Consider the following 25465-nt stretch of genomic DNA (forward strand, 5'->3'; position numbering starts at 1 on the left):
GCGATCAGTGTAGTGGTCGTGTCGACGTGAAGTCTCTTGACATCGAGAAAGGCCGAGGGGAGGCTGGAAGTATCTTGACGTCGAGATAGTTTGGGGCGGTCATGGCACCGTGGGATCCCGACCAGTACCTCCGCTACGAGGACGAGCGCACCCGGCCGCTCCGCGACCTCCTCGCCCGGGTCCCGGCGGAGCTGAACCCGCAGCGCATCCTGGACATCGGCTGCGGCCCGGGGAACTCCACCGCCCCGCTGGCCCTGCGCTGGCCCGACGCCAGGATCACCGGCCTGGACAACTCCCCGCAGATGCTGGAGCGGGCCCGGGCCACCCATGCCGGGCCCCATCGGGGCGGCTCCGGCAGCACCGACTACGCCGAGGCCGACGCCGGCGAATACGACCCTTCGGGTGAATCTCCGGACCTGGTGGTTTCCAATGCGCTGCTCCAGTGGGTGCCGGACCACGAGGGGGTGCTCGATCGCTGGGTCCGGGCGCTGCGGCCCGGGGGCGTGCTGGCCTTCCAGGTGCCCGGCAACTTCGGGGCGCCCAGCCATGCGCTGCTGGCCGAGCTGCGCGGCAGTGCGCGGTGGGCGCCGCTGGTGGGCGAGGGTGCCCGCCGGGACGCCTCGGTGGGGGAGCCGGGGGAGTACCTGGAGCTGCTGGCCGGGCACGGGTGCGCGGTCGATGTCTGGGAGACCGCGTACCACCTGCTGCTGCCGGGCGAGGATCCGGTCCTGGAGTGGGTCAAGGGCACCGCGCTGCGGCCGGTCCTCGGCGCCTTGCGGGGCGGTGACCGGGAGGCCTTCCTGGACGAGTACCGCGGCCTGCTGCGGACCGCCTATCCGGCCGGGCCGCATGGCACCGTCTTCCCGTTCCGCCGCATTTTCGTGGTTGCCAGGACTGCTTAGTTCTTGCGGTCGCCCATCAGCCGGGGGCGGCGCTCCATGCCCTCCAGGCCGTGCCAGGCCAGGTTGACCAGGTGCGCCGCGACCTCGGCCTTCTTGGGTTTGCGCACCTCCAGCCACCACTGGCCGGTCAGCGCCACCATGCCGACCAGCATCTGCGAGTACATCGGCGCCAGCTTCGGGTCGAAGCCCCGCGACTTGAACTCCAGGCCCAGAATGTCCTCGACCTGGGTGGCGATGTCGCTGATCAGGGAGGCGAAGGTGCCGGTGGACTGCGCCACCGGGGAGTCGCGGACCAGGATCCGGAAGCCGTCGGTGGAGGTCTCGATGTAGTCCAGCAGCGCGAACGCCGCCTCCTCCAGCAGCACCCGGGGGTGGCCGCCGGTCAGCGCCCCGGTGACCATGTCCAGCAGCAGCTGCATCTCCCGGTCCACCACGACCGCGTACAGCCCCTCCTTGCCGCCGAAGTGCTCGTACACCACCGGCTTGGACACGCCGGCCTTGGCCGCGATCTCCTCCACCGAGGTGCCGTCGTAGCCCCGCTCGGCGAACAGCGTGCGGCCGATGTCCAGCAGCTGCTCCCGGCGCTGCTTGCCCGTCATCCGCACCCGGCTGCCCCGCCGGGCCGGCCGCCGCTCGCGTCCCGCCGGAGGGCCGGCCGTACCGTCTGCGCTGCCGCCGCTGCTCCCGTTCACGTCCCCATTCTTATGCAACCGGCCAGGCGGGCGGGCGGTCATTCCGCGCGGCGAGACTCCACCCGCTCCCGGTTCGGCCAGCGCACGTCGCGGGCCCAGCCCGCGAGCTCGAACCAGCGGATGATCCGGGCGGAGGAGTCCAGCTGCCCCTTGAGCACCCCGTGCCGGGCGGAGGTCGGGTCGGCGTGGTGCAGGTTGTGCCATGACTCGCCGCAGGAGAGCACCGCCAGCCACCAGACGTTGCCGGACCGGTCGCGGGAGCGGAACGGGCGCCTGCCGACGGCGTGGCAGATGGAGTTGATCGACCAGGTGACGTGGTGCAGCAGTGCCATGCGGACCAGGGAGCCCCAGAAGAAGGCGGTCAGCGCGCCCTGCCAGGACCACGAGAGCACTCCGCCGACCAGCGGCGGGATCAGCAGCGAGACCAGGGTCCAGAGCGCGAACTGCCGGGAGATCCGGCGGATGTCGTCGTCCTTGATCAGGTCGGGGGCGTACTTGCGCTGGTCGGTCTGCTCCTCGTCGAACATCCATCCGAGGTGGGCCCAGAAGAGGCCCTTCAGCAGGGCAGGCACCGTCTCGCCGTAGCGCCACGGCGAGTGCGGGTCGCCCTCCTTGTCGGAGAACCGGTGGTGCTTGCGGTGGTCGGCCACCCAGCGGACCAGCGGGCCCTCGATGGCCAGGCTGCCCGCGATGGCCAGGGCGATCTTGAGCGGCCGGTTGGGCTTGAAGGAGCCATGGGTGAAGCACCGGTGGAAGCCGACGGTGATGCCATGGCAGGTCAGGAAGTACATCACCGTCATGATCACCAGGTCGCGCACTCCCACCCCCCAGCCCCAGACCACGGGGACGGCGGCGACCAGCGCCAGGAACGGCGCCACGATGAAGAGGGTGAGCGTCACTCGTTCGAGCGTGCCCTGCCGGTCGCCCCCCAGTGTGGCGAGCGGCAGCGGTTCGGCCTCGTCGGGGCGGGTATCGGCGGGCTGGATGGTCATGGGCATCCCTTGTCGGGTCGCGGGCGGGCGAGGGCACGCCTACGGTCGCGTAACCTACGGCATCGTAAGTACGGCGGAGGCCCCAGGGGAAGGGCGCCTACGCCGGACGGGTCACATCCGATCGACCGGTGGCGTCGCCTCCGCAGGTGCTGTTACGGCATAGTGGTCTCCCGGCAGGTGGCTGCCGGCGCGCTCCGCGCCGGTGCGCCCTGGCATGATCCGCTGTGGTGTAACCAGGCAGCACACGGGGTTTTGGTCCCCTTGGTCCAGGTTCAAATCCTGGCAGCGGAGCTTCCTTCATCCGCGCCGGCCGCCGGTATTGTCGGTCCAGCCCGGCAGGGGCCGTGGAACCGATGTTCGGTGGACCGGGTCCGCCGCCGGGACTGTCCACACCCTCCAGTGATGCCGAGGAGCCTCCCGCGTGAGCGCCAATTCTCCCGCCGCCGTCATCGTCCTTGCCGCGGGTGAGGGCACCCGCATGAAGTCACCGTCGCTGCCCAAGGTGCTGCACGCCATGGGCGGGCGCAGCCTGGTCGGGCATGCCGTGGCGGCGGGGCGGGAGCTGCGGCCGGGACAGCTGGTGGTGGTGGTCGGGCACCTGAAGGAGAAGGTCGCGGCGCATCTGGCCGAGGTGGACCCCGGGGTGCGCACCGCCGTCCAGGAGGAGCAGAAGGGCACCGGGCACGCGGTGCGGGTGGCGCTGGCCGCGCTGGCCGCCGACGGGGTGGCGGCGGACGGCACGGTGGTGGTGACCACCGGCGACGCGCCGCTGCTGACCGGGGAGACCCTGCGGGCGCTGGCGGACGAGCACGCGGCGCAGGGCAACGGGGTGACCGTGCTCACCGCCGTGGTGCCGGACGCCGCCGGGTACGGCCGCATCCTGCGCGACGGCGACGGCGCGGTGGCGGCGATCGTGGAGCACAAGGACGCCACCGAGGAGCAGCGGGCGGTCTCCGAGATCAACTCGGGGGTCTTCGCCTTCGACGGCAAGCTGCTGGCGGAGGCGCTGGGGCAGCTGCGTACGGACAACAGCCAGGGTGAGGAGTATCTGACCGACACCCTGGAGATCCTGCGGGCGGCGGGGCACCGGGTGGGCGCGGTGGTCGCCGGGGACTACCGGGACATCCTGGGGATCAACGACCGGGTGCAGCTGGCGCAGGCCCGCCGGATCCTCAACGACCGGCTGCTGGAGCAGGCGATGCGGGCCGGGGTGACGGTGGTGGACCCGGCGACGACCTGGTTCGACGTCCAGGTGACCTATGAGCCGGACGCGGTGGTGCACCCGAACACCCAGCTGCACGGCGCGACCCACCTGGGCGAGGGTGCCGAGGTGGGCCCCAACTGCACGCTGACCGACACCTCGGTGGGGGCCGGGGCGCATGTGAGCAACGCCACGGCGGACCGGGCGGAGATCGGCCCGGAGGCGTCGGTGGGCCCCTACGCGTATCTGCGGCCGGGGACGCGGCTGGGCCGGAAGGCGAAGGCCGGCACCTATGTGGAGCTCAAGAACTCGGAGCTGGGCGAGGGCGCCAAGGTGCCGCACCTGTCGTACATCGGCGATGCCGAGATCGGTGAGGGCAGCAACATCGGCGCGGCGTCGGTGACGGTCAACTACGACGGCGTCAACAAGCACCGCACGGTGGTCGGGGCCCACTGCCGGACGGGTTCGGACAATATGTTCGTGGCCCCGGTGACGGTGGGGGACGGCGTCTACACGGCGGCCGGATCGGTGATCACCAAGGATGTGCCGGCGGGGGCGCTGGCGGTGGCCCGGGCGGAGCAGCGGAACATCGAGGGCTGGGTGGAGCGGCGCCGTGCGGGTACTGCGGCGGCGCAGGCAGCGGCGGCGGCCCGGGAGGCGCGGAAGGCCGGGGAGCGGGCTGCGGGAGGTCCCGGGGCGGACGCTTCCGCCACGGGCGCGTAACCTGGTGGACATGCGTGCGCTGCGGGTTCCCGATGGCTCGGCCTGCGGTGGCGTTTCCCTTTTTGAAAGGCCAGTCGCCCGGTTCTGGAGCGTGGACCCGCGTGCGGCAGCAACCGAGGAGACGGTGCAGTGACCGGCATCACCACGTCCGGTGAGAAGAACCTTCGACTCTTCTCCGGCCGAGCCCACCCGGAACTGGCGAGGGAGATCGCCGAGCAGCTGGGGACAGAACTGGTCCCGACCAAGGCGTTCGACTTCGCCAACGGTGAGATCTACGTCCGGTTCATGGACTCGGCGCGCGGCGCGGACTGCTTCGTGGTGCAGAGCCACACGGCGCCGATCAACCAGTGGATCATGGAACAGCTGATCATGATCGATGCTCTGAAGCGGGCCTCCGCCCGGAGCATCACCGCGATCCTGCCGTTCTACGGATACGCCCGCCAGGACAAGAAGCACCTGGGCCGGGAGCCGATCTCGGCCCGGCTGATCGCCGATCTGCTGCGGACGGCGGGCGCCGACCGGCTGATGGCGGTGGATCTGCACACCGCGCAGATCCAGGGCTTCTTCAACGGCCCGGTGGACCACCTCTTCGCGCTGCCGCTGCTGGCCGACTATGTGGCCACCCGGGTGCCGGCGGGCCGGCTGACGGTGGTCTCGCCGGACGCGGGCCGGGTGCGGGTCGCCGACCAGTGGTCGGACCGGCTGGGTGCGCCGCTGGCGATCATCCACAAGCGGCGCGACCCCAATGTGGCCAACAAGGTGATGTCGGCCGAGGTGGTCGGTGACGTCCGGGACCGGGTCTGCGTGCTGGTCGACGACATGATCGACACGGCGGGCACCATCTGCGCCGCCGCCGACGCGCTCTTCGACAACGGCGCGGCGGACGTCATCGTGGCGGCGACCCACGGGGTGCTCTCCGGCCCGGCCGCGGACCGGCTGAAGAACTCCCGGGTGAGCGAGTTCGTCTTCACCAACACGCTGCCGACGCCGGCGTCGCTGGAGATGGACAAGGTCACCACGCTGTCGATCGCGCCGTCGATCGCCGCCGCGATCCGCGAGGTCTTCGAGGACGGATCGGTGACCAGCCTCTTCGAGGGCGTGCACAACTGACCGCCTGAGCGGACTGCGCTGACTGAGCGGCCCACCGCCGGGACACCCCGGCGGTGGGCCGATTTCGTGCAGGCTTGGCCTGCGGGTAGACTTGCGGGGTTGCTCGGCGAGGGAGGCCGTACGGCTCGCGAGGGCTCTGCTTCCGTGATCGACGCGCTGCCTGCAAGCCATCTGCGTGCCGCCGCCGAGTGAACTGCCCCGAATTTCCGAGGGTGTGGTCCCGGCGGCTTTCTGTTGTTCCGTCCGCACCCCGCGTATGCCACGAGGAGTGCTGTCGTGTCCGAGGTCCGTCTTGCCGCTGAGCCCCGTACCGAGTTCGGCAAGGGCGCTGCCCGCCGTGCCCGCCGTGCCGGCCTGGTCCCGGGTGTCGTCTACGGCCACGGTCAGGCGCCGGTCCACCTGAACCTGCCCGGCCACGCCCTGATGATGGCCCTGAAGACCCCCAATGTGCTGATCTCCCTGCCGATCGAGGGCAAGGACGAGTTCGTGCTGCCCAAGGCCGTGCAGCGCGACGCGATCAAGGGCTTCCTGGAGCACGTCGACCTGCTGCTGGTGCGGCGCGGCGAGAAGGTCACCGTCGAGATCCCGGTGCTGACCGAGGGCGAGCTGGCCCCGGGCGGCAACCTGCTGGAGTACATGCTCAACGCGCTCCCGGTGGAGGCCGAGGCCACCCACCTGCCGGAGAACGTCACCGTCTCCATCGAGGGCCTGGAGGCCGGCGTCTCCATCCACGCCAAGGACATCACGCTGCCCAAGGGCACCATCCTCTCCGTCGACCCGGAGACCGTGGTGCTCCAGGTCGTCGCCGCCCAGGCCGAGGCCCCCTCCGAGGAGGCCGCGGAGGCCGCCGAGGGCACCGAGGGCTGATCCGGTCGCGGACCCCTGCCAGACCGCTGCCCCGGTCCGCTCCGGCGGGCCGGGGCAGCGGTGTGCCGTGGGCCCGACCGGGCGTCGGTGGGCGGCGGCGGGGTCCGGCGATGATGGTCCTCGGTGGTGTCGATCTCGGGAGCGAAGCAGACGATGAGCAGCGGTGACGGCGGCTACACGGGGCCGTGGCTGGTGGTGGGCCTGGGCAACCCGGGCGACGAGTACGCCCGCAACCGGCACAACGTGGGCTGGATGGTGGTGGACCTGCTGGCCCAGCGGATGGGCGGCCGGTTCAAGGCGCACAAGAGCCGCAACCAGGTGGTGGACGGCCGGCTGTCCGGGCAGCGGGCGGTGCTGGCCAAGCCGATGTCGTATATGAACCTCTCCGGCGGCCCGGTGACCGCGCTGCGGGACTTCTACAAGGCGCCGACCTCGGCCCTGGTGGTGGTCCACGACGAGCTGGACATCGACTACGGGGCGCTGCGGCTGAAGCTGGGCGGCGGCGACAACGGGCACAACGGCCTGAAGTCGATCACCAAGTCGCTGGGCCCGGACTACCACCGGGTGCGCTTCGGGGTGGGCCGGCCGCCGGGCCGGATGCCGGTGGCGGACTTTGTGCTCAAGGACTTCTCGGCGGCCGAGCGCAAGGAGCTGGACTGGTTCGTGGACCGGGCGGCGGACGCGGTGGAGGCGCTGATCAGCGAGGGGCTGGAGCGGGCCCAGCAGTCGTACAACTCGTAGTCGGCGAGGGACTGGCAGGCGGAGCCTGGTGCGGGGGCGCTCCGCAGGGTAGCGTGCGGCGCCGACGGGCCGGAGGCGGGGGCGTACGGTGCCGGGCCCGGTCCTGACGAGTCCCCGGGAGTGCGTGTGGCGGTGGCGAAGGCGGCCGAGCGGAAGGCGGCGGCGGCCAGGGTCGTGGCCAGGACGGCGGCGACACCCGCCGCGCAGCGGGTGGCGGCCTCGCCGCGCTTCAAGGGGCGGCGCAGCCGGCTGCGCAGGGCGGGTGAGCGGGCCGTGGGCCTGGTGCTGCTGCTGCGCCTGCTGGCGGTCTGGGCGGTGGTGCTGGTGCTGCTGGGCACGGCGGGCTGGGCGAGCTGGCGGGGCTGCCAGGACGCGGTGCTGGGCGGCCGGGAACGGGGGACGCTGACGGTGGCCTCCTGCGACCCGGGGGTGTGCCGGGGCAGCTATGTCCCGGATGGGCCGGACAGCGCCTCGCGGGTGGTCACCGTGGACCGCTCGGGGGTGCCGGAGGGCGGGCGGTCGGCGGAGCCGCTGGCGGTGGCGATCCGGCCGGGTACGTCGGAGGCGGTGCGCACCGGCTGGGCGGGGGTGCTGCATGCCTGGATCCCCTTCGGCGGGGCGCTGCTGCTGGCGTCGGTGGTGCTGGGGGTGGCGCTGCGGATGCGGCGTACGGCGTGGGTGGGCGCGGTGCTGGGGGTGGCGCTGCTCTGCGGGGCCTTTGCCGCCAACTCGTTCTGATGGCTCGTCAGCGATCCTATGGCTTTGGATGGTTGGCGCGTGCAGGGATCGTGTTGAGTCGTGGCCGAAGTGTTACCCGTGGACCGGTGGGAGGGTTCTGTCCTGGTTCGCTGGTGTTCGATGGGATAGCGGTGTCCGGTCCGACTGTTTTTGTCGTGCATGCGGCGAATTGATTTCACTCCCGCGCCGGATGACGATGTGTGATGTTCCTGGGCCCGGCGTGCTCAGTGCCTCCCCTCCTCCGGCCTCTAGGTTTGCCGGATGCCGCCGCCTGACCACCCCGTACCGGGCCCCGTGCGACCAGATCAAAGGGGTACGTGTGTCCATGTCGCGACGCACCCGTGCGGCGCAGTTCGTCGGCGCCGCAGCACTTACGACCACCGTGGTCCTCGGCTGCGCCGGTGCGGCGCAGGCGGAGACCGGTGCCGATCCTGGACAGGTCCCCCGGATGCGTCCGGCCACCGCCCCGGTGGCGCCGCTGCTCGCCGACACGGGCAGCGAGGACACCGGACTGCTGGTCGTCTACGCGGGGCTGCTGGTGGCGGCCGGCGGAGGGGCGCTCTGGGCGCTGCGCAGACGCGAGGAAGCCGCCGCACACTGAGGGATCGTCACAACTCCGGCCGCTGTCAGTCCCATTGACAACCGCCTGCGGTCGGGTCGAGCATTCAACGTGCTCCTGGGACCCGTGTGATTGCGCGTTGCTGTCGAGCCCCGGCACACTCCCGCCGATGTCCCGCTCCGCCGCGCCCACGACCCGCCAGGGGCCCGTAATCAGAGCTAAGGGGTATCCGTGTCCATATCACTCCGGGTCAGCCCGACCCGCCTGCTGGGCGTCGGGGCTGCCGCCGTCGCGCTCTCCGCAGCCGCGGCCTCGCCCGCCCTCGCCTGCGCGCACGGCACCGGGCCGGGCGGCAAGCACTGGGACAAGAACCCGGGCCGCTACCAGCCGCATCCCGGCGGCAAGACGGCGACCTGCGAGTTCTCCCTCAACGACGGCCGTACCTGGTCGAAGTCGGTGGACGTCAGCCGCGAGTCGCTGAAGCCCGACGCCGCCGGCAAGGTGCACCTCAAGGTCAGGGCCGACGGCAAGGGCACCTGCACCGTCTCGCTGGCCTCGTACCTGACCCACGGTCCGACCTGGGAGACCTCGGGCAAGCAGGTCTTCGTGGACTTCGACTCGGTGACCGTCGGGGACAAGTTCAAGACCGACACGCTCAATGTGAACATCCCGGACGCCGGCTGCTTCGCCCAGGTGGACCTCTACAAGGGCGACACCCAGTTCGACGGCGTCCCCGGGCACAAGCACGGCGACCTGCCCGAGGGCCCGGACCACGCGGTCATCAAGGAGCTGCTGATCACCTCCTGGAACGGCGGCACCCGGGACTGCACGGACAACGCGTCCCCGACCCCGAGCGAGTCCGCCCCGGAGACCGAGACCCCGACGCCGTCGGAGAGCGCGCCGGAGTCGGAGTCCCCGACCCCGAGCGAGTCCGCTCCGGAGAGCGAGACCCCGACGCCGTCGGAGAGCGCGCCGGAGTCGGAGTCCCCGGCTCCGAGCGAGTCCGTGTCGCCCACCGACTCCGTCTCCCCGACCGACTCCGGGGCGCCCGGCGAGTCCGCCTCGCCCAGTGAGTCCTCCTCGGAGGTCGCCCCGGTGGCGTCCGACTCCACCGCGCCCGTGAGCGTCGCGCCCGGCACCTCGCTGGCGAACACCGGCAGCAGCGGCACCGGCATGCTGGCCGGGATCGCCGGAGCGCTGGCGGTGGCCGGCGGCGCGGCGCTGTTCTTCGTCCGCCGCAGCCGTACGGCCCGCCACTGAGGCGGCTGAGGCAGTCAGCCGGAAGGCCCGCCCGCATCGCGTGAAGCGATGCGGGCGGGCCTTCCGCCGTTCCGGGGCCGGGGCCAGGGTTAGGGCCAGGGTCCCGGCCGGGTGCGGGTCAGCCGGTGTTGCGCAGCCCCGCCGCGATGCCGTTGACGGTCAGCAGCAGGGCGCGGGAGACCAGCGGGTCCTCCTCGGCGCCGCGTGCCGCGTCCTCGCGCTGCCGGCGCAGCAGCGCCACCTGGAGGTAGGAGATCGGGTCCAGGTAGGCGTCGCGGACGGTGAAGGTCTGCTTGAGCACCGGGTTGTGCTCCAGCAGCTCGTTCTCGCCGGTGAGCCGCAGCACCTCCTTGAGGGTCAGATGGTGCTCGGCCTCGATCGCGGTGAAGACATGCCGCAGCTCCGCCGGGACCAGCTGCTCGACATAGTGGCGGGCGATCCGCAGGTCGGTCTTGGCCAGCGTCATCGCGACATTGGACAGGAAGTTGCGGAAGAAGTGCCAGGAGCCGTGCATCTCGTCCAGCACATCGCCCAGGCCCGCGTCGCGGGCTGCGGCCAGGCCGGAGCCGACCCCGTACCAGCCGGGGACGATCTGCCGGGACTGGGTCCAGCCGAAGACCCAGGGGATGGCCCGCAGGCCGTCCAGCCCCGCCCCGGAGTCCGGGCGGCGCGAGGGCCGGGAGCCCAGGTGCAGCGAGGCCAGCTGGTCGACCGGAGTGGCGGCGAAGAAGTACTTCGGCAGGTCCGGGTCCTCCACCAGACGGCGGTAGGCGGTGTGGGACGCCTCGGAGACGGTGTCCATGCAGGCGTCCCAGCGGGCCAGCGCCTCGGCGGACTGCCGGGGCGCGGTGTGCAGCGCGGACGCCTGGAGCGTGGCGGAGACGGTGAGCTCCAGGTTCTCCCGGGCCAGCGAGGGGATCAGGTACTTGTCGGAGATCACCTCGCCCTGCTCGGTGACCTTGATCTCGCCGTCCAGGGTGCCCCACGGCTGGGCCAGGATCGCCTCGTGCGAGGGGCCGCCGCCACGGCCGACGGTGCCGCCGCGGCCGTGGAAGAGGCGCAGCCGGATGCCGTACCGCTTGGCGACGTCGCGCAGCCTGCGCTGGGCGCGGTGGATCTCCCACTGGGAGGTGGTGATGCCGCCGAACTTGGAGGAGTCGGAGTAGCCGAGCATGACCTCCTGGACGTCGCCGCGCAGCGACACCAGCAGCCGGTAGGAGGGGTCGGCCAGCATCTCGTCGAGGATCCGGTCGGCCTGCTGGAGTTCGTCGGTGGTCTCCAGCAGCGGCACGATGCCGATCCTGGCGACGCCCGCGTGCAGGTCGATCAGCCCGGCCTCGCGGGCCAGCACGGCGGCGGCGAAGACGTCGTCGGCGCCCTGGCACATGGAGATGATGTAGCTCTCCACGATCTCGTCGCCGAACCGCTCGAAGCCCTCGCGTACGGTCTGGAAGACCCCGAGGGTCTTCTGCCCGGCCGCGTCGATCGGCGCCGGGGAGGGGGCCAGCGGGCGGCGTGACTTCAGCTCCCGGGCGAGCAGCCGCTGCCGGTAGTCGCGCGGCATGTCCTCGTACCGCCAGGCTTCCTCGCCGAGCCGGTCGAAGAGCTGGCCCAGGGCGTGGTGGTGGGCGTCGGCGTGCTCGCGGACGTCCATGGTGGCCAGCTGGAGGCCGAACGCCTCCACGGTGCGGATGGCGCGGGCCAGCCGGCCGTCGGCGATCAGGCCGCCCCGGTGGGCGCGCAGCGACTCCTGGATCAGCTTGAGGTCGGCCAGCAGCTCGCGGGTGCCCAGGTAGTCGCGGCCGGGCTGGTGCACGGTGCCGGCGGCGAGCCGCTTGCGGGTGTTGACCAGCTTCTCCCGGACGCAGGTGGCCTTGAGCCGGTAGGGCTCCTCCGCGTTCATCCGCTTGTAGCGGGGGGAGAGCTCGGGCAGCGCCTCCAGGTCGGCGGCGAGCGAGTCCAGCAGCTCCTGGGAGGCGCCGGCCAGCCGGACCGAGGTGGAGAGGGTGGCCCGCAGGTCGTCCACGGTCTCCAGGGCGTCCTTGATGCCGTACTCGTGCTGGAGGATCAGCACATCGCGAGTGACCGCCGGGGTGACATTGGGGTTGCCGTCCCGGTCGCCGCCGATCCAGGTGCCGAAGGTGAGCGGCCGTACGCCCTCCGGGATCGCCACGCCGATCCGGGCCAGCTCCTCGTGCAGCTCCTCCAGGACCTCCGGCACGGCCTCCCGGTACAGCTCGTCCAGGTAGTAGACGGCGTTGCGGGCCTCGTCGGCGGGCTCGGGGCGGGCGATCCGCAGTTCGTCGGTCTGCCAGAGCAGGTCGATGACCTCGGCCAGCCGCCGGTCGGCCTGGCGGCGGGCGGAGCCGTGCCGGGCCGGATCGGCCTCGGCGAGGCCGGAGACGGTCTGCTCGCGGTGGATCTTGTCCAGCAGCTCCGCGATGCGGCGCAGCTTGTTGAGGACGCTGCGGCGGGCGGCCTCGGTCGGGTGCGCGGTGAAGACCGGCCGTACGGAGAGATGGGCCAGGGTGTCCGCGAGGTGCTGCGGGTCGGCGTCGGCGAGCTGGTCGGCGGTCCGGGCGATCGTGGACCCCTCGCGGGTGCGCTGTACCGACAGCTCGTGGCCACGGTGCACCTGCTCGGTGACATTGGCGAGTTGGAAGTAGGTGGAGAAGGCGCGGACCAGCTTGGCCGCCGTCTCCAGTTCGGTCTGCTCCAGCAGGGCTGCGGCGGCCTTGCCGTCGCTGCGGGTGAGGCGGCGGACCTCCTCGACCAGGTCCAGCAGCTCCTGGCCCTCCTGGCGGACCAGGGTCTCGCCCAGCAGGTCGCCGAGGCGTCGGATGTCGGCGCGCAGCGCGGCATTGGCGGCGAGTGCGGTCGGGTCGGCGGTGTCGTGCTCTGCCGCGGGGCGGTCGGCCGGGGTGGGGACCGGTGCGGTCACGGCTGGCTCCCTTTGCTCACGGTTACGGCTACGGGACGGTGCTTGGCACGGCCATGGCTCCGCGCGGAGGGCGGCAGACGCCGACCCGGAAGGGCGGCGCCCGCCCGGCGCGGGTCCTCGGCAGAGCCCGGTGGTGCGGGCCGGGGCGGTGAGTTCCGCCACAGCCGGTGCGGACCGCGCTGTCCGACGCGACCAGCATAGGTCGCCGGGTCCGTCCGCAGCCCCTGGCGGTCGTATGGCGGACAGGCCGTGCCCGGGTGTGCGCCGCGCGGGACGGGTAGCCGTCATGGGGGGGAGAGCCCGAGGCGGGTGGCGCCTACGCTGGTGCCCATGAGCATGTCGGCGGGGGAGAGCACGTCCCGGAGCGGGGTGTCGGGACCGGTGGCGGTGGCGGTGTCGGTACCACGGGCACCGGGCGCGGCGCGGGCGGAGGGCGGCCGGGGGAGGAGCGGCCCGCTCTGGTGGGCGCGGCGGCGCAGCATGGCACTGGATGTGCTGCTGGCCGCGGCGGCGGCGCTGGAGTGCGGGGCGGGCGCGGCCGGGTTCGCCTCCGGGTCGCTGCACTGGCATGGCGTGGTACCGGTCATCGCCTTTGTCCTGGGCTCGCTGGCCGGGGCCTCCCTGGTGGTGCGGCGGCGCTGGCCGGCGCTGCCGGTGGTGGCGGCGCTGGTCTTCGTGCCCGGCATGGTCGGCGTGGTGCTGCTGGTCGTCTCCCTCTACACGCTCGCCGCCTGCCGGGACTGGCGGGCCCGGCGCTCCACGGTGACCACGCTCTCCGCGCTGGTCTTCGTGGAGACGCTGGGCATGGTGCTGATCACCTTCTTCGGCGACCCGGAGTCCGGCGGCAGCGACTCGCCGCGCCTGCTGCTGGTCGTGCTGGCCGTCCTGGTCGCGGTCGGGCTGACGGTGCCGCCGGTCGTGGTCGGCCTGTACGTGGGGGCCCGGCGCCGACTGGTGGAGTCGCTGCGGGACCGCGCCGAGGGCCTGGAGACCGAGCTGGCCCTGCTGGCCGAGCAGGCCCATGAGCGGGCCCGGCGGGCCCGGATGGAGGAGCGCACCCGGATCGCCCGGGAGATGCACGATGTGGTGGCGCACCGGGTGAGCCTGATGGTGGTGCACGCCGGGGCGATGGAGCGGATCGTCGCCAAGGACCCGGACCGGGCGGCGGAGAGCGCCCGGCTGATGGGCGAGGTGGGCCGGCAGGCGCTGGACGAGTTGCGGCAGATCCTGGGCGTGCTGCGGATGTCCGAGGGGGAGACCGGTACCGCCGCGGCCCGGGCCGGTGCGGCTCCGTCCCCGGCGCGGAAGGCCGAGGACGGGGCGCCGGACGGCGGCGCGTTCGGCGGTGGCCGGGGCGGTGGCGGCCGGGCCGACGGGGGCGCGGGCGACGACGGTACGGCGGCCGGAGCGGACGGCGGCCCTGGGCTGGGCGATCTGGTGCGGCTGGTGGAGCAGTCCCGGTCGGCCGGGCTGCCGGTGCGGCTCGCGGTCAGCGGGGCCCGGCGGGCGTTCACCGCCCAGGCCGAGCACACCGCGTACCGGGTGGTGCAGGAGGCGCTGACCAATGCGTACAAGCATGCGCGGGGCGCGGACACGCTGGTGACCGTGGCCTATGTACCCAACGGGGTGCGGATCACGGTGGTCAACACCTGCCCCGCCGAGCGGCCGCAGCCTGGCGCCGACCGGCCGCTGCCGAGCGGCGGCAACGGGCTGGTGGGGATGCGCGAGCGGGTCGCGGCGCTGGGCGGGACCTTCGCCGCCGGAGCGGCCGACGACGGCGGCTTCCAGGTGGAGGCGGTACTGCCGTCGCGGCTGGCGGTGAACGCGGTGCCGCTGCGGCGGGAGCCGGTCGAGCCCGCGTAGGCGGTGCCGCTCGGGCGGGTCGGCGGTCAGACGGTCAGGCGGTCAGGCGGTCAGGCGGTCAGGCGCTGGAGATGGTGCCGCCGACGCTCTGCTGGAGGGACCGCAGGGTGGCGCTGTCCGCGCCCACCGCCCAGCGGTCGCCCACCAGGAAGCTGCCGCCGCCGAGGGTGGCCTGGAGCCACTGCTGCTGGTCGGCCTGGCTGGTGAAGGTGGTGACCGCGAAGCGCGTCCCCTGCCGGTCGGTGCAGGTGGTCTGCTTCAGCTGCTGGCCCGCGTCGGGCGCGGCGGCAGTGCAGCCGGTGGCGGCGGCGAAGCCGCTGAGCGCCACCGGCGGCCTGCCCTGGTCCCCGGCGCCGGGCTGCTGCGCTCCCGGTGCCCCCTGCATGGTCTGCATCCCGGCCGGGAACTGCGGGCTGTCCGCGCCCGAAACCGCCCCCGGGTTGGCCTGGCTGGCGCTGCCCACATGGTTGCTGGCGGTACAGCCGACCACGGACATCAGCAGGGCGGCGACGGCGACGGCTCCGCCGACCGCAGCCTGCGGACGGACGGCGGGCGTGCGGCGCGGTGCGGTTGGATCGGTCGCGGTCGCGGTCGCGTCGGTCGCGGTCGGATCGGTCGCGGTCGCATCGGTCATGGGGGGTGCCTCCCGGGCGGGTGTGCTGCGGGCCGGTGGTGTCCGCAGACGGGTACGCGGGGAGGCGGTGGACGGTTCACCCGGAGGCGTGTGGCGGCGCGCGGGACGGTCGGAGCAGCCCGGGTCAGAGCAGCCCGGCGACGGTCCGCAGCCGCTCCGGGGCGGCGCCCGTGACCAGGGTCGTCACCGCCTGGTCGACGCTCGGGCCGAGGTACCACTCGCCGCTGTGGTCCAGGCTGTAGACCCGGCCCTGTGCGTCGATCGCCAGCAGGCCGAGCCCGCCGTTCTCCTCGCCGAGCGGGGCGACCGGGCTGTCCAGCGCCCGGCTGAGGTCGGCGAGGGTACGCGGCTGGTGCAGGCCGCGCATCGGGTCGATCAGGAAGGGGGTGCGGGCCAGCTGCTCGCCCGCCCCGGCCAGGTCGACGCCGATGCCGCCGAACTCCGCCCAGGCGTCGACGGCGGCGGGGAAGACGCTGTGGCGGTGGCCGTCGGGGGAGTCGTGCGCGGCGAGGGCGTCCGCCCACGCCTCGGCCTGGCGGATCTGCCAGCGGCCGGGATGCCAGCCGGCGTGCTTGAGCGCGGACGAGACCTCGGCGGGGAAGCGGGCGTTCAGCAGGGGGCTCCTCGGTTCGGGGACGGGGCCGTGGTGCGGTGCGGCGCGGGTGCGCGGCGGCTCAGCCGGCGTCGGCCGGCGGCGCCACCGCGACGCTGCGCACGCCGAAGTGGTCCAGCATCGGTTCGCAGGAGCGGCAGGGCGGCTGGTGGGTACCGTGCGCCGGGTCGCCCTCCTCGCGAATCCGCACCGTCGTCAACTTGGCGCCCTTGAGCGCCTTGCGGGCCTCGGAGAGCCCGAGTGGCTTACGCGAGGCACGCCGTGACCGGTTCGCCTCCGCGACGGTGAGGTACTGCGACAGCAGCACCGCCTCGGGGCAGCGCCCGGTGAACCGCTCCCGGCTCTCCAACGGCAGCCCGTCCAGGAAGGCGGCGACCAGTGGATGCAGCGCGGGCAGCGGGTCGTCCTTGTACCCGGGGTGGGTGTGGGTGGCACCCCGGACCGACAGGGCGGCGGCCACGGCGGGCAGCAGGCTGTCACGGTGGTGGCGGAGCAGCGGGGTGGCGGCCGGTGGGCGGGGGCCCGCCGGGTCGGGGTCGTCCGGCCGGGCGGAGGAGGTGGCGAGCGGCGGTCCGGCAGCGGCCGGCGTCCGTTCTCCGATGGTCAAGGTCTCTCCTCCCTCCCTCTGCGCCGGGCCGAGTGGTATCGGCGAAGTACAAGAGGTCAGACTGCCAAATCCTGGAGATGATCACGAATCCGGGGTGGGGGACGCGGGATGGTTCACGGGGGACTGTCCTGTTTTATCGGCGGCGGGGGCATCGTCAGCAGCAGTGGAAATGACGTCAGTTGCCGACCGGCCGGGGGGCGTGGGCAAGTCGCAACTCCGCCGCCGTGGCCGATCCTCACAGCCCTTCCACAAGTCGTGGGCGGGGTTTCCGCATTCCGCCTCCCTGCGCCGGAGGGCGGCGGTAGCGTTCCAGCAGCGACACCGGAAGCGGTGCGCGCGGCACCGCCACCGCAGGGGAGAGCAGGCGGCTGCCGCGTCCCGTCCTCCGGTCGTCTCCGGCAGTGAGGGTGTCAGCCGCGCCGGTCGCAGCGCCGCGCGGCGAGCATGGGGGGTCGATGCCATGACGCATTCGCGGCGGAAGAGCGGCGAGAGCGGCCAGAGCGGTGGAAACGGCAGGAGCAGCGCAAGGGGCGTGACCGGGGCCGCCGAGGCCCATGAGGCGCCGGGTGAGCATGTGGAGACGCCGGGGCCGCCCACCGTACCGGCCGGCGGGCCGATCGGCCTGGCCGTCGTCGGCGCCGGGTACTGGGGGCCCAACCTGGTCCGCAACGCCCAGCAGACGCCCGCACTGCGGCTGCGCTGGCTCTGCGACCTGGACGAGTCCCGCTCCCGGCGGGTGCTCGGCGAGTACAGCACGGTGCGCGCCACCACCTCCTACGACGAGGTGCTGGCCGACGAGCGGGTGCAGGCCGTCGCCGTCGCCACCCCGGCCGCCAGCCACTACCGGCTGGTCCGGGCCGCCCTGGAGGCGGGCAAGCACGTCCTGGTGGAGAAGCCCATCACCACCGACGCCGACGACGCCGCCGAGCTGGTCGCGGTCGCCGAGCGGCACGGCCGGGTGCTGATGTGCGACCACACCTTCTGCTACACCCCGGTGGTGCGCCGCATCCGCGAGCTGGTGCGCGGCGGCGACCTGGGCGAGGTGCAGTTCTTCGACTCGGTACGGATCAACCTCGGCCTGGTGCAGCCCGACGTCGACGTGCTGTGGGACCTCGCCCCGCATGACCTGTCCATCCTGGACTTCGTGCTGCCGCCGGGCGTGGAGCCGGTCGGGGTCTCCGCCCAGGGCGCCGACCCGATAGGCGCCGGCCGTGCCTGCGTCGCCTATCTGACCGTCCGGCTCAGCAGCGGCGCGCTCGCCCACTGCCACGTCAACTGGCTGTCGCCGACCAAGGTCCGCACCACCATGATCGGCGGCTCGCGGCGCACCCTGGTCTGGGACGACCTCAATCCGCAGGCCCGGCTGGCCGTCTACGACCGTGGCGTGGACCTCACCCCGCCCGACGAACTCACCGATGCCATCCGCCACCAGGCGCTGATCTCCTACCGGGTCGGCGAGATGGTCGCCCCCGCGCTGATGGAGCAGGAGGCGCTGCGCAATGTGATGGCCGAGTTCGCCGCCGCCATCGCCGAGGGGCGGGCGCCGCTCACCGACGGCCGGGCCGGCGTACGGGTGCTGCGGCTGCTGCACGCCGCCTCCCGCAGCCTGGAGCTCGGCGGCGCCACCGTACCGGTCGGCGCCGCCTCCGGCCCCGCCGCCGACCCCGACCTGATCACCGCCACCCTCCCGGAAAGGGCCGTCCCCCGATGACCGACACCACGCCCCCCGAACCCCGGTGCAGCGTCGACCTGCGGGGCGCCCGATGCGTCGTCACCGGCGGCGCCGGGACCATCGGCTCCACCGTCGTCGACCAGCTGCTGGAGGCCGGTGCGGGGGAGGTCGTCGTGCTCGACACCTTCGTCCGGGGCCGGATGGCCAACCTCGCCCGCGCCCAGCACCTCGCCGCCGCCGACGACCCCCGGCGGCTGCGGGTGGTGCACGGCGACATCCGCGACCGGGCGCTGCTCCGCGAACTGCTGGAGCCCGGCACCGATGTCCTCTTCCACCTCGCCGCCATCCGCATCACCCAGTGCGCCACCGAACCAAGGCTCGCCCTGGAGGTGCTGGTCGACGGCACCTTCGACGTCCTGGAGGCGGCGGTGGAGACCGGCGTGCGCAAGGTCGTCGCCTCCTCGTCGGCCTCCGTGTACGGCCTGGCGGACACCTTCCCCACCCCGGAGACCCAGCACCCGTACCACAACGACACCTTCTACGGCGCCGCCAAGACCTTCAACGAGGGCATGCTGCGCAGCTTCCACGCCATGAGCGGCCTGGACTATGTCGCGCTGCGCTACTTCAACGTCTACGGCCCCCGGATGGACGTGCACGGCCGCTACACCGAGGTCTTCATCCGCTGGATGGAGCGGATCGCCGCCGGGCAGCCACCGCTGATCTTCGGCGACGGCGCCCAGACCATGGACTTCGTCTACACCGACGACATCGCCCGGGCCAATCTGCTGGCCGCCCGGGCCCCCGTCACCGACCGCGTCTACAACATCGCCAGCGCGAGCGAGGTGTCGCTGCGCGGCCTCGCCGACGCCCTGCTGGCCGCCATGGACCGTACCGACCTCGGCGTCGAGCACGGGCCCGCCCGGGACACCGCCGGCGGCGTCACCCGCCGCCTCGCCGACATCACCGCCGCCGAGCGCGACCTGGGCTGGAAGCCGGAGCTCGGGCTGGAGGAGGGCCTGCGCCGACTGGTCGGCTGGTGGCGGGAGACCACGGCTGCCGAGACCGAGGCCGCTGCCGAGAGCGCTGCCGGGAGTGCCCTGTGACCATCCCCGTGATGATCCCCTGGCTCGGCGAGGAGGAGGCCGAGGCCGCCGCCGAGGCGGTCCGCTCCGGCTGGGTCGCCCAGGGCCCCCGGGTCGCCGCCTTCGAGCGGGCCTTCGCCGACCACCTCGGCGTACCGCACGCCGTTGCCGTCTCCTCCTGCACCGCCGCCCTCCACCTCGCCCTGATCGGCGCCGGAGTCGGCCCCGGCGACGAGGTCGTGGTCCCCTCCCTCTCCTTCATCGCCACCGCCAACGCCGCCACCTACGTCGGCGCCGTCCCCGTCTTCGCCGACGTCGACCCGGCCACCGGCAACCTCACCGCCGAGACCGTCGCCCCGCTGCTCACCGACCGCACCCGGGCCGTGGTCGCCGTCGACCAGGGCGGCGTACCGGTCGACCTCGACGCCCTGCGGGCACTGGCCGACCCGCGCGGCATCACCGTGGTCGAGGACGCCGCCTGCGCCGCCGGCTCCACCTACCGGGGCGCCCCCGCCGGACAGGGCGCCACCCTGGCCGCGTTCTCCTTCCACCCGCGCAAGCTGCTCACCACCGGCGAGGGCGGCATGGTCACCTGCCAGGACGCCGCCACCGCCGCCCGGCTGCGGCGGCTGCGCGAGCACGGCATGAGCGTCTCCGCCGCCGACCGGCACGCCGCCACCGCCGGGGCCACCGTGCTGGAGACCTACGACGAGATCGGCTTCAACCACCGGATGACCGACATCCAGGCCGCCGTGGGCCTGGTCCAACTCGGCAAGCTGCCCGCCATGGTGGAGCGCCGCCGCGCCCTCGCCGAGCGCTACCGCGCCCTGCTGGCCCCGCTGCTCACCGCGTACCAGGGCGCCCGGCTGGTCGCCGACCCGCCGCACGGCACCACCAACTACCAGTCCTGCTGGCTGCTGCTGCCGGACGGCTTCCCGGTGGGCCGGGCCGACCTGCTGGGCAAGCTCGCCGCCGCCGGGGTCTCCGCCCGGCGCGGCATCATGGCCGCCCATCTGGAGGCCCCGTACGCGGGCACCGCCAGGGTGCCGCTGCCCGCCACCGAGCACCTCACCCGCAACTCCCTGGTCCTGCCGCTGCACCACTTCCTGACCGAGCCGCAGCAGGACCAGGTCGTCGCCGCCCTGCTGGGCGCGGCGGGCTGAGACAGACCGACCACACCGAATCGGGGGACCGCACCATGACCACCGGTACACCGGCCGACGACCCCATCCCGCTGGTGGACCTGCGGGCCGCCCACGCGGAGGTCGCCGAGCAGGTACGCGAGGGGTTCGACCGGGTCCTCGCCACCGGCGCGTACATCAAGGGGCCGGACGTCGGCGCCTTCGAGCAGGAGTACGCCGCCTTCTCCGGCACCCGCCACTGCGTGGGCACCGCCAATGGCACCGACGCCGTGGAACTGGCCCTGCGCGCCCTGGAACTGCCGCCCGGCGGCGGCGTGGTGCTGCCCGCCAACACCTTTGTGGCCACCGCCGAGGCCGTGGTCCGGGCCGGGCTGCGGCCGGTCCTGGTGGACGCCGACCCCGAGCACCTGCTGATCGACCCGGCCCGGGTCGCCGAGACCCTGGAGGCCGACGGCGGCGCCGTCGCCGCTGCCGCCGCAGGCCGCGACGGCCGCCCCGGCCGGATCACCGCCCTGCTGCCGGTCCACCTCAACGGCCAGCTCGCCCCGATGCGCCCGCTGCTCGACCTGGCCGCCGAGTACGGCCTGCCGGTCGTCGAGGACGCCGCCCAGTCGCAGGGCGCCACCCAGCACGGCCGCCCCTCCGGCTCCTGGGGCCGGGTCGCCGCCACCAGCTTCTACCCGGGCAAGAACCTCGGCGCCTACGGCGACGCCGGCGCCGTCACCACCTCCCACGACGCCCTCGCCGACGCCGTCCGGCTGATCGGCGACCATGGGTCGGGCCGCAAGTACCTCCACGACCGGTTCGGCTTCAACTCCCGGATGGACACCCTCCAGGCCGTGGTGCTGCGCGCCAAACTCCGCCGCCTGCCCGCCTGGAACGCGGCCCGCCGCGCCGCCGCCGCCCGCTACCACGCCCTCCTCGCCGACCTGGACACCCTCACCCTGCCCCGCACCCTGCCGGGCAATGAGCACGTCTGGCACCTCTACGCCGTCCGCATCCACCCCGGCCGCTCCCGCGACGCCATACTGGCCGCGCTGCACGAGGCGGGTATCGGCGCGGGCATCCACTACCCGGTGCCGGTCCACCTCCAGCCCGCCTTCCGCTCCCTCGGCCACGGCCCCGGCTCCTTCCCCGCCGCCGAGCAGGCCGCCCGCGAACTGCTCACCCTGCCGCTCTTCCCGCAGATCACCGAGGCCCAGCAGACCCGCGTCGCCGAAACCCTCGCCAAAGCCCTGACCCGCACATCCTGACCGGTCGCGGACCCCGGCTTCAGGCCCATCGCACCCGGTGTCCGGCGGCGACGATCCAGCGAGCAGTGAGAGGCTCCGAGATGACCGGTACACACGCACCCAGCGCGGACCAGGTGCCTGCGGCGCGTTGGCGCAAGTCCAGCTTCAGCGGCGGCGGCAATGACTGCGTCGAGGTGGCCGAGGGCGTCCCGGGCCTGGTGCCGGTGCGGGACAGCAAGGACCCGCACGGCCCGGCGCTGCTCTTCACCCACCGGGCCTTCGCCGACTTCCTGGCCGGGCTGAAGGCAGGCGAGTACTGACCGGACGGCCCCGGACCCCCTCCGGGGCCGTCCCCACCTCACCCCGCCCCGGCTCAGCCGACGGGCCGCGCCTGATGCTCGGCGGCGAGGGCGGTGACAGGGAAGGCGCAGGCCGATGAAGGACAGCAGCACCGCCCGCGCGCTGCGGGCCCAACTCGTCGCCGAGTTGGAGCAGGACGGCTCGATCCGGACTGAGCCGTGGCGGCGGGCGGTGTCGGACGTGCCTCGGCACCTCTTTGTGCCCGCCTTCTGCACCGACGGGCCCGGCCCGGACGGCATCACCCGCTACACCCCCGTACCGCAGGGCACCGGCGAGTGGCTGACTCTGGCTTACCGCAACCGCACCTGGGTCACCCAGCTCGACCACGGGGCCACTTCCACCACCGACGGCCCGGTGACCGGCACCCCGACCAGTTCGTCCACGCTGCCGGGCGTCGTGGTGCGCATGCTGGAGGACTTGGAGGTCGGCGACGACAGCCGGGTGCTCGAAGTCGGCACCGGGACCGGGTACTCCACCGCCCTGCTCTGCGCCCGCGTCGGTCCGGAGCGGGTGGCGAGCGTGGAATTCGACCCCGGGCTGTCGCGGGCGGCCCGAGACCGCCTGGAATCCCTCGGCTACCGGCCCCGCCTGATGGTCGGCGACGGCGCCCTCGGTGCTCCCGCGCACGCACCCTTTGAGCGGATCATCGCCACCTACTCGCCCGGCCGCATCCCGGCCGCCTGGCTGGAGCAGAGCGTCCCGGGGGCGGTCATCCTCGCCTCACTCGCCGGCAGCCTGGACGCCTACGGCTATGTACGCCTGGATGTCCGGACCCCGGAGAGGGCGGAGGGGCGGTTCATCGACGGCCGGGTGTCGTTCATGCTCTCCCGTGGAACCCGTCGCCCCGCCCTCGGACCTCTCCTGCGGGCGGCCCTGGATGCTCGCAGGCACACCGCCGCCGCCGACACCGCCGTGCACCCGGCGGTACTGGACGAGACGGGTCTGCTGTGGGCCGTCCAACTCGCGCTGCCCGGGGTCACCCGGCTCACCCTTGCCACCAACGGCGGTACGGGCTGCTGGCTCCTCCACCCCGACGGGTCGTGGGCCGTCCTGGAGAGCGCTCCGGGTGGCGGGGTGCGGGTCTGCCAGGGCGGTCCCCGGGCGTTGTGGTCCACGGTCGAAGCGGTGGTGTCCCGCTGGCTCGGGGACGGGCGTCCGGGGTTGGGCCGGTATGGGCTGACCGTCACGCCGGAGGCGAACTCCGTCTGGCTGGACACCCCCGACCGGCCCGTCGGAGTCCTCGCCGGGTGAGCCGGGGGCGTGCCGTGGCCGGGGGGTGACGGGTGGGGCAACGGGGGCTCAACCGGGTTGGGCGGGATGGGGTTTCGGCAGGGAAAGTGCTCGGCCTGTCTTCCGTGGTGGGGTCCGCGTCCCTACAGTCTTGACTGTCATGGGCACTACAAGTCGCCATGACGCTCATCGTCCGACACCCCTGGGGACAGCCATGCCCACAGTCGGCAGAACCTCCGGCCGCCGACCATTCGCCTACGCGGCCGGACTCCTGGTCACCTCACTTGCCCTCCTCCTCTCGCTGCCCGGCGCCGCCACCGCGCAATCCGCCGCGGGCCGGGGAACTCCGCCGCCGATCACCCACCCCGATGCCGACCACGCCGGATCGGGCCTGCAACGTCAGGGCGGAAGCGGCGTACTCGCGCAGCCCTCCGTCGCCGCAGCGGCCGCCGGCACCCTGGCCGGGCTGGATGTGAGCAGCTACCAGGGCGTTGTGGACTGGGCGGCGGTCAGAAGCAACGGCGCCGCCTTCGCCTACGTCAAGGCCACCGAGGGGACCACCTACACCAGCCCCTCCTACAGCGGGCAGTACACGGGCTCGTACAACGCCGGGCTGATCCGCGGCGCCTACCACTTCGCCCTGCCGGACCGCTCCAACGGCACCGCCCAGGCCGACTGGTTCGTGGGCCACGGCGGCGGCTGGTCCGCCGACGGCAGGACGCTGCCGCCCGCCCTGGACATCGAGTACAACCCCTACGGCGCCACCTGCTACGGCCTCGGCCAGAGCGCGATGGTCTCCTGGATACGCGCCTTCAGCGACGAGGTGCGGGCCAAGACCGGTCGCTACCCGATGATCTACACCACCACCGACTGGTGGACCACCTGCACGGGCAACAACGGCAGCTTCGGCGCGACCAACCCGCTCTGGATCGCCCGCTATGCCGGCAGCCCGGGCACCCTGCCCGCCGGTTGGTCGGCGCAGACCATCTGGCAGTACGCCGACTCCGGGGTCTTCCCCGGCGACCAGGACCGCTTCAACGGCTCCCTCGCCGACCTCCAGGCGCTCGCCCTCGGCAACGGCGGCACACCGCCGCCGAGCGCCGGGTGGCCCACCGTGCAGCAGGGGCAGAGCGGCCGGCAGGTGACCACCGTGCAGTACCTGCTCAATGCGCATGGTGCGTCGCTGGCGGTGGACGGTGTCTTCGGCTCGGGTACCGGCAGTGCGGTGCGTTCCTTCCAGTCCTCGCACGGTCTGGCGGCCGATGGCGTCGTCGGCCCCGCGACCTGGCAGGCACTGCTGGTCACCGTGCAGCAGGGCAGCACCGGCCCTGCGGTCTCCGCCGTGCAGGCGGAACTCAATGCGCATGGTGCGTCGGTGGCGGTGGACGGTGTCTTCGGCTCGGGTACCGGCAGTGCGGTGCGTTCCTTCCAGTCCTCGCACGGTCTGGCGGTCGACGGCGTCGTCGGCCCCGCGACCTGGCAGGCACTGGTCTCCTAGCCCGTCCCCCTCAAGGAGAGGTTCAGCCATGAACACAGAGCACAGCACGGGCCGGGACGTGAGCCGGCGCACCCTGCTCAGAGGCGCGGCCGGTCTGGCGGGCGCGCTGGGCGCGGCGGCTGCCCTGAACATCGGGCTGGCCGGCCGGGCGTCGGCGTACGGGTGGTCCCGTACGCTCCAGCAGGGCGCCAGCGGCTCGGATGTCACCGAATTGCAGATCCGGGTCGCGGGCTGGGCGGCGGCCGGGGCGCAGCAGACCTATGTGGCCGTGGACGGCTCGTTCGGGCCGGGTACGGCGGCGGCGGTCAAGCGGTTCCAGTCCGCCTACGGGCTGGCCTCGGACGGCGTGGTGGGGCCGCAGACCCAGCAGACGCTCAACGGGCTGGAGGCTTCGGACGGATCGACGTCGCACTTCGGCTGGAACGAGTTCACCTCCCATGACGGCGCCGGGTTCACCGGGGGCAAGGTGGGCTCCGCCCAGGTCAAGGAGAATGTGCGGCGGCTGATGTACAAGTTGGAGGCCCTGCGCAGGAAGGCCGGGGACCGTCCCATCACCATCAACTCCGGCTTCCGCAGCATCTCCTACAACGCCCAGGTGGGCGGCGCCTCCAACAGCATGCACGCCTATGGCGTCGCGGCGGACCTGGCCGTGTCGGGGCTCTCCACGCTCAGCGTGTACCGGATCGCGGAGACCTGCGGCTTCTCCGGCCTGGAGACCTACACGGTGTCATGGCAGCACGTGGACAGCCGGATCGAGTACCCGTATGGCTCGCAGTTCTGGTGGTGGGAGGACGGCGTCGCCTGAC

Annotated in this window: 23 protein-coding genes and 1 tRNA gene; 18 read left to right on the forward strand and 6 right to left on the reverse strand. The window is 73.2% G+C overall.

What is annotated here, in order from left to right; all coding sequences use genetic code 11:
• Positions 1 to 101 precede the first annotated feature (101 nt).
• Positions 102 to 902 (forward strand): trans-aconitate 2-methyltransferase, encoded by an 801-nt coding sequence (locus C7M71_RS18760; RefSeq protein WP_111490435.1) that lies wholly within the window; start codon positions 102 to 104, stop codon positions 900 to 902.
• Here C7M71_RS18760 and C7M71_RS18765 read toward each other — a convergent pair.
• Both C7M71_RS18765 and C7M71_RS18770 read right to left on the reverse strand, forming a co-directional pair.
• On the reverse strand, positions 899 to 1501 hold the full coding sequence (locus tag C7M71_RS18765; protein ID WP_229759156.1) for a TetR/AcrR family transcriptional regulator: 603 nt from the start codon (positions 1499 to 1501) through the stop codon (positions 899 to 901). The genes C7M71_RS18760 and C7M71_RS18765 overlap by 4 nt on opposite strands.
• Before the next feature lie 131 nt (positions 1502 to 1632).
• On the reverse strand, positions 1633 to 2586 hold the full coding sequence (locus C7M71_RS18770) for an acyl-CoA desaturase (protein WP_407675915.1): 954 nt from the start codon (positions 2584 to 2586) through the stop codon (positions 1633 to 1635).
• A gap of 218 nt (positions 2587 to 2804) precedes the next feature.
• Between C7M71_RS18770 and C7M71_RS18775 the strand changes: the two genes are divergently transcribed.
• The 8 genes from C7M71_RS18775 to C7M71_RS18810 all read left to right on the forward strand — a co-directional run bounded on the left by C7M71_RS18775 (position 2805) and on the right by C7M71_RS18810 (position 9785).
• Positions 2805 to 2877, forward strand: a tRNA-Gln gene (locus C7M71_RS18775).
• A 130-nt stretch (positions 2878 to 3007) separates the two neighbouring features.
• Positions 3008 to 4510: a bifunctional UDP-N-acetylglucosamine diphosphorylase/glucosamine-1-phosphate N-acetyltransferase GlmU gene (gene glmU / locus C7M71_RS18780; protein WP_111490432.1), complete on the forward strand. Its 1503-nt coding sequence runs from the start codon at positions 3008 to 3010 to the stop codon at positions 4508 to 4510.
• A 129-nt stretch (positions 4511 to 4639) separates the two neighbouring features.
• The gene (locus tag C7M71_RS18785; protein WP_111490431.1) at positions 4640 to 5620 is read left to right on the forward strand and encodes a ribose-phosphate diphosphokinase; all 981 of its coding nucleotides are present in this window, start codon (positions 4640 to 4642) and stop codon (positions 5618 to 5620) included.
• Positions 5621 to 5896: 276 nt separating this feature from the next.
• Positions 5897 to 6487, forward strand: coding sequence for a 50S ribosomal protein L25/general stress protein Ctc (locus C7M71_RS18790; RefSeq protein ID WP_111490430.1), 591 nt, complete (start codon positions 5897 to 5899; stop codon positions 6485 to 6487).
• 153 nt (positions 6488 to 6640) lie between these two features.
• On the forward strand, positions 6641 to 7228 hold the full coding sequence (pth, locus tag C7M71_RS18795; RefSeq protein WP_111490429.1) for an aminoacyl-tRNA hydrolase: 588 nt from the start codon (positions 6641 to 6643) through the stop codon (positions 7226 to 7228).
• Positions 7229 to 7354: 126 nt separating this feature from the next.
• A complete protein-coding gene (locus C7M71_RS18800) occupies positions 7355 to 7966 on the forward strand; it encodes a hypothetical protein (RefSeq protein ID WP_265737667.1) in 612 nt (203 codons plus the stop codon).
• A 325-nt stretch (positions 7967 to 8291) separates the two neighbouring features.
• Positions 8292 to 8567 carry an LPXTG cell wall anchor domain-containing protein gene (locus C7M71_RS31925; RefSeq protein ID WP_229758798.1) on the forward strand — a complete coding sequence of 92 codons (276 nt, stop codon included), beginning with the start codon at positions 8292 to 8294 and terminating at the stop codon, positions 8565 to 8567.
• Positions 8568 to 8756: 189 nt separating this feature from the next.
• On the forward strand, positions 8757 to 9785 hold the full coding sequence (locus C7M71_RS18810) for an LPXTG cell wall anchor domain-containing protein (RefSeq protein ID WP_111490427.1): 1029 nt from the start codon (positions 8757 to 8759) through the stop codon (positions 9783 to 9785).
• Positions 9786 to 9903: 118 nt separating this feature from the next.
• Here C7M71_RS18810 and ppc read toward each other — a convergent pair whose 3' ends face one another.
• Positions 9904 to 12726 (reverse strand): phosphoenolpyruvate carboxylase, encoded by a 2823-nt coding sequence (gene ppc, locus C7M71_RS18815; protein ID WP_111490426.1) that lies wholly within the window; start codon positions 12724 to 12726, stop codon positions 9904 to 9906.
• Positions 12727 to 13056: 330 nt separating this feature from the next.
• On the opposite strand from ppc, the gene C7M71_RS18820 reads away from it, so the two are divergent.
• A complete protein-coding gene (locus C7M71_RS18820) occupies positions 13057 to 14589 on the forward strand; it encodes a sensor histidine kinase (RefSeq protein WP_229758799.1) in 1533 nt (510 codons plus the stop codon).
• Positions 14590 to 14647: 58 nt separating this feature from the next.
• On the opposite strand, the gene C7M71_RS18825 is transcribed toward C7M71_RS18820, so the two are convergent.
• The 3 genes from C7M71_RS18825 to C7M71_RS18835 form a co-directional block, all read right to left on the reverse strand.
• The gene (locus C7M71_RS18825) at positions 14648 to 15223 is read right to left on the reverse strand and encodes a hypothetical protein (RefSeq protein WP_111490425.1); all 576 of its coding nucleotides are present in this window, start codon (positions 15221 to 15223) and stop codon (positions 14648 to 14650) included.
• A gap of 124 nt (positions 15224 to 15347) precedes the next feature.
• Positions 15348 to 15839: an SUKH-3 domain-containing protein gene (locus C7M71_RS18830; RefSeq protein ID WP_111490424.1), complete on the reverse strand. Its 492-nt coding sequence runs from the start codon at positions 15837 to 15839 to the stop codon at positions 15348 to 15350.
• Between the two features lie 58 nt (positions 15840 to 15897).
• Positions 15898 to 16443, reverse strand: a complete 546-nt coding sequence (locus C7M71_RS18835) for a YwqJ-related putative deaminase (RefSeq protein WP_229758800.1) — start codon at positions 16441 to 16443, stop codon at positions 15898 to 15900.
• A 532-nt stretch (positions 16444 to 16975) separates the two neighbouring features.
• On the opposite strand from C7M71_RS18835, the gene C7M71_RS18840 reads away from it, so the two are divergent.
• The 8 genes from C7M71_RS18840 to C7M71_RS18875 all read left to right on the forward strand — a co-directional run bounded on the left by C7M71_RS18840 (position 16976) and on the right by C7M71_RS18875 (position 25464).
• Positions 16976 to 18154, forward strand: a complete 1179-nt coding sequence (locus tag C7M71_RS18840; RefSeq protein ID WP_229758801.1) for a Gfo/Idh/MocA family protein — start codon at positions 16976 to 16978, stop codon at positions 18152 to 18154.
• Positions 18151 to 19218: an NAD-dependent epimerase/dehydratase family protein gene (locus C7M71_RS18845; protein ID WP_111490421.1), complete on the forward strand. Its 1068-nt coding sequence runs from the start codon at positions 18151 to 18153 to the stop codon at positions 19216 to 19218. Before C7M71_RS18840 ends, C7M71_RS18845 begins: the two co-directional genes overlap by 4 nt.
• On the forward strand, positions 19215 to 20360 hold the full coding sequence (locus C7M71_RS18850) for a DegT/DnrJ/EryC1/StrS family aminotransferase (protein ID WP_229758802.1): 1146 nt from the start codon (positions 19215 to 19217) through the stop codon (positions 20358 to 20360). The genes C7M71_RS18845 and C7M71_RS18850 overlap by 4 nt, the downstream gene beginning before the upstream one ends.
• Before the next feature lie 35 nt (positions 20361 to 20395).
• A complete protein-coding gene (locus tag C7M71_RS18855) occupies positions 20396 to 21592 on the forward strand; it encodes a DegT/DnrJ/EryC1/StrS family aminotransferase (protein ID WP_111490420.1) in 1197 nt (398 codons plus the stop codon).
• A gap of 80 nt (positions 21593 to 21672) precedes the next feature.
• Positions 21673 to 21891, forward strand: a complete 219-nt coding sequence (locus C7M71_RS18860) for a DUF397 domain-containing protein (RefSeq protein ID WP_111490419.1) — start codon at positions 21673 to 21675, stop codon at positions 21889 to 21891.
• 115 nt (positions 21892 to 22006) lie between these two features.
• Complete coding sequence (tgmC, locus tag C7M71_RS18865; RefSeq protein ID WP_111490418.1) at positions 22007 to 23182, forward strand: ATP-grasp peptide maturase system methyltransferase; 1176 nt, start codon at positions 22007 to 22009, stop codon at positions 23180 to 23182.
• Positions 23183 to 23375: 193 nt separating this feature from the next.
• Positions 23376 to 24659 carry a GH25 family lysozyme gene (locus C7M71_RS18870; RefSeq protein ID WP_111490417.1) on the forward strand — a complete coding sequence of 428 codons (1284 nt, stop codon included), beginning with the start codon at positions 23376 to 23378 and terminating at the stop codon, positions 24657 to 24659.
• A gap of 28 nt (positions 24660 to 24687) precedes the next feature.
• Positions 24688 to 25464 (forward strand): D-Ala-D-Ala carboxypeptidase family metallohydrolase, encoded by a 777-nt coding sequence (locus C7M71_RS18875; protein WP_111490416.1) that lies wholly within the window; start codon positions 24688 to 24690, stop codon positions 25462 to 25464.
• Position 25465: the final 1 nt, after the last annotated feature.

Source organism: Peterkaempfera bronchialis, assembly GCF_003258605.2.
Lineage (GTDB): Bacteria > Actinomycetota > Actinomycetes > Streptomycetales > Streptomycetaceae > Peterkaempfera > Peterkaempfera bronchialis.

Excerpts from the sequence above, each read along its gene's own strand:
- C7M71_RS18760 (WP_111490435.1), top strand. The coding sequence starts at position 102 with ATGGCACCGTGGGATCCCGACCAGTACCTCCGCTACGAGGACGAGCGC.
- C7M71_RS18765 (WP_229759156.1), bottom strand. The coding sequence starts at position 1,501 with ATGACGGGCAAGCAGCGCCGGGAGCAGCTGCTGGACATCGGCCGCACG.
- C7M71_RS18770 (WP_407675915.1), bottom strand. The coding sequence starts at position 2,586 with ATGACCATCCAGCCCGCCGATACCCGCCCCGACGAGGCCGAACCGCTG.
- pth (WP_111490429.1), top strand. The coding sequence starts at position 6,641 with ATGAGCAGCGGTGACGGCGGCTACACGGGGCCGTGGCTGGTGGTGGGC.
- C7M71_RS31925 (WP_229758798.1), top strand. The coding sequence starts at position 8,292 with ATGTCGCGACGCACCCGTGCGGCGCAGTTCGTCGGCGCCGCAGCACTT.
- C7M71_RS18820 (WP_229758799.1), top strand. The coding sequence starts at position 13,057 with ATGAGCATGTCGGCGGGGGAGAGCACGTCCCGGAGCGGGGTGTCGGGA.
- C7M71_RS18825 (WP_111490425.1), bottom strand. The coding sequence starts at position 15,223 with ATGACCGATGCGACCGCGACCGATCCGACCGCGACCGACGCGACCGCG.
- C7M71_RS18845 (WP_111490421.1), top strand. The coding sequence starts at position 18,151 with ATGACCGACACCACGCCCCCCGAACCCCGGTGCAGCGTCGACCTGCGG.
- C7M71_RS18855 (WP_111490420.1), top strand. The coding sequence starts at position 20,396 with ATGACCACCGGTACACCGGCCGACGACCCCATCCCGCTGGTGGACCTG.
- C7M71_RS18860 (WP_111490419.1), top strand. The coding sequence starts at position 21,673 with ATGACCGGTACACACGCACCCAGCGCGGACCAGGTGCCTGCGGCGCGT.
- tgmC (WP_111490418.1), top strand. The coding sequence starts at position 22,007 with ATGAAGGACAGCAGCACCGCCCGCGCGCTGCGGGCCCAACTCGTCGCC.
- C7M71_RS18870 (WP_111490417.1), top strand. The coding sequence starts at position 23,376 with ATGCCCACAGTCGGCAGAACCTCCGGCCGCCGACCATTCGCCTACGCG.
- C7M71_RS18875 (WP_111490416.1), top strand. The coding sequence starts at position 24,688 with ATGAACACAGAGCACAGCACGGGCCGGGACGTGAGCCGGCGCACCCTG.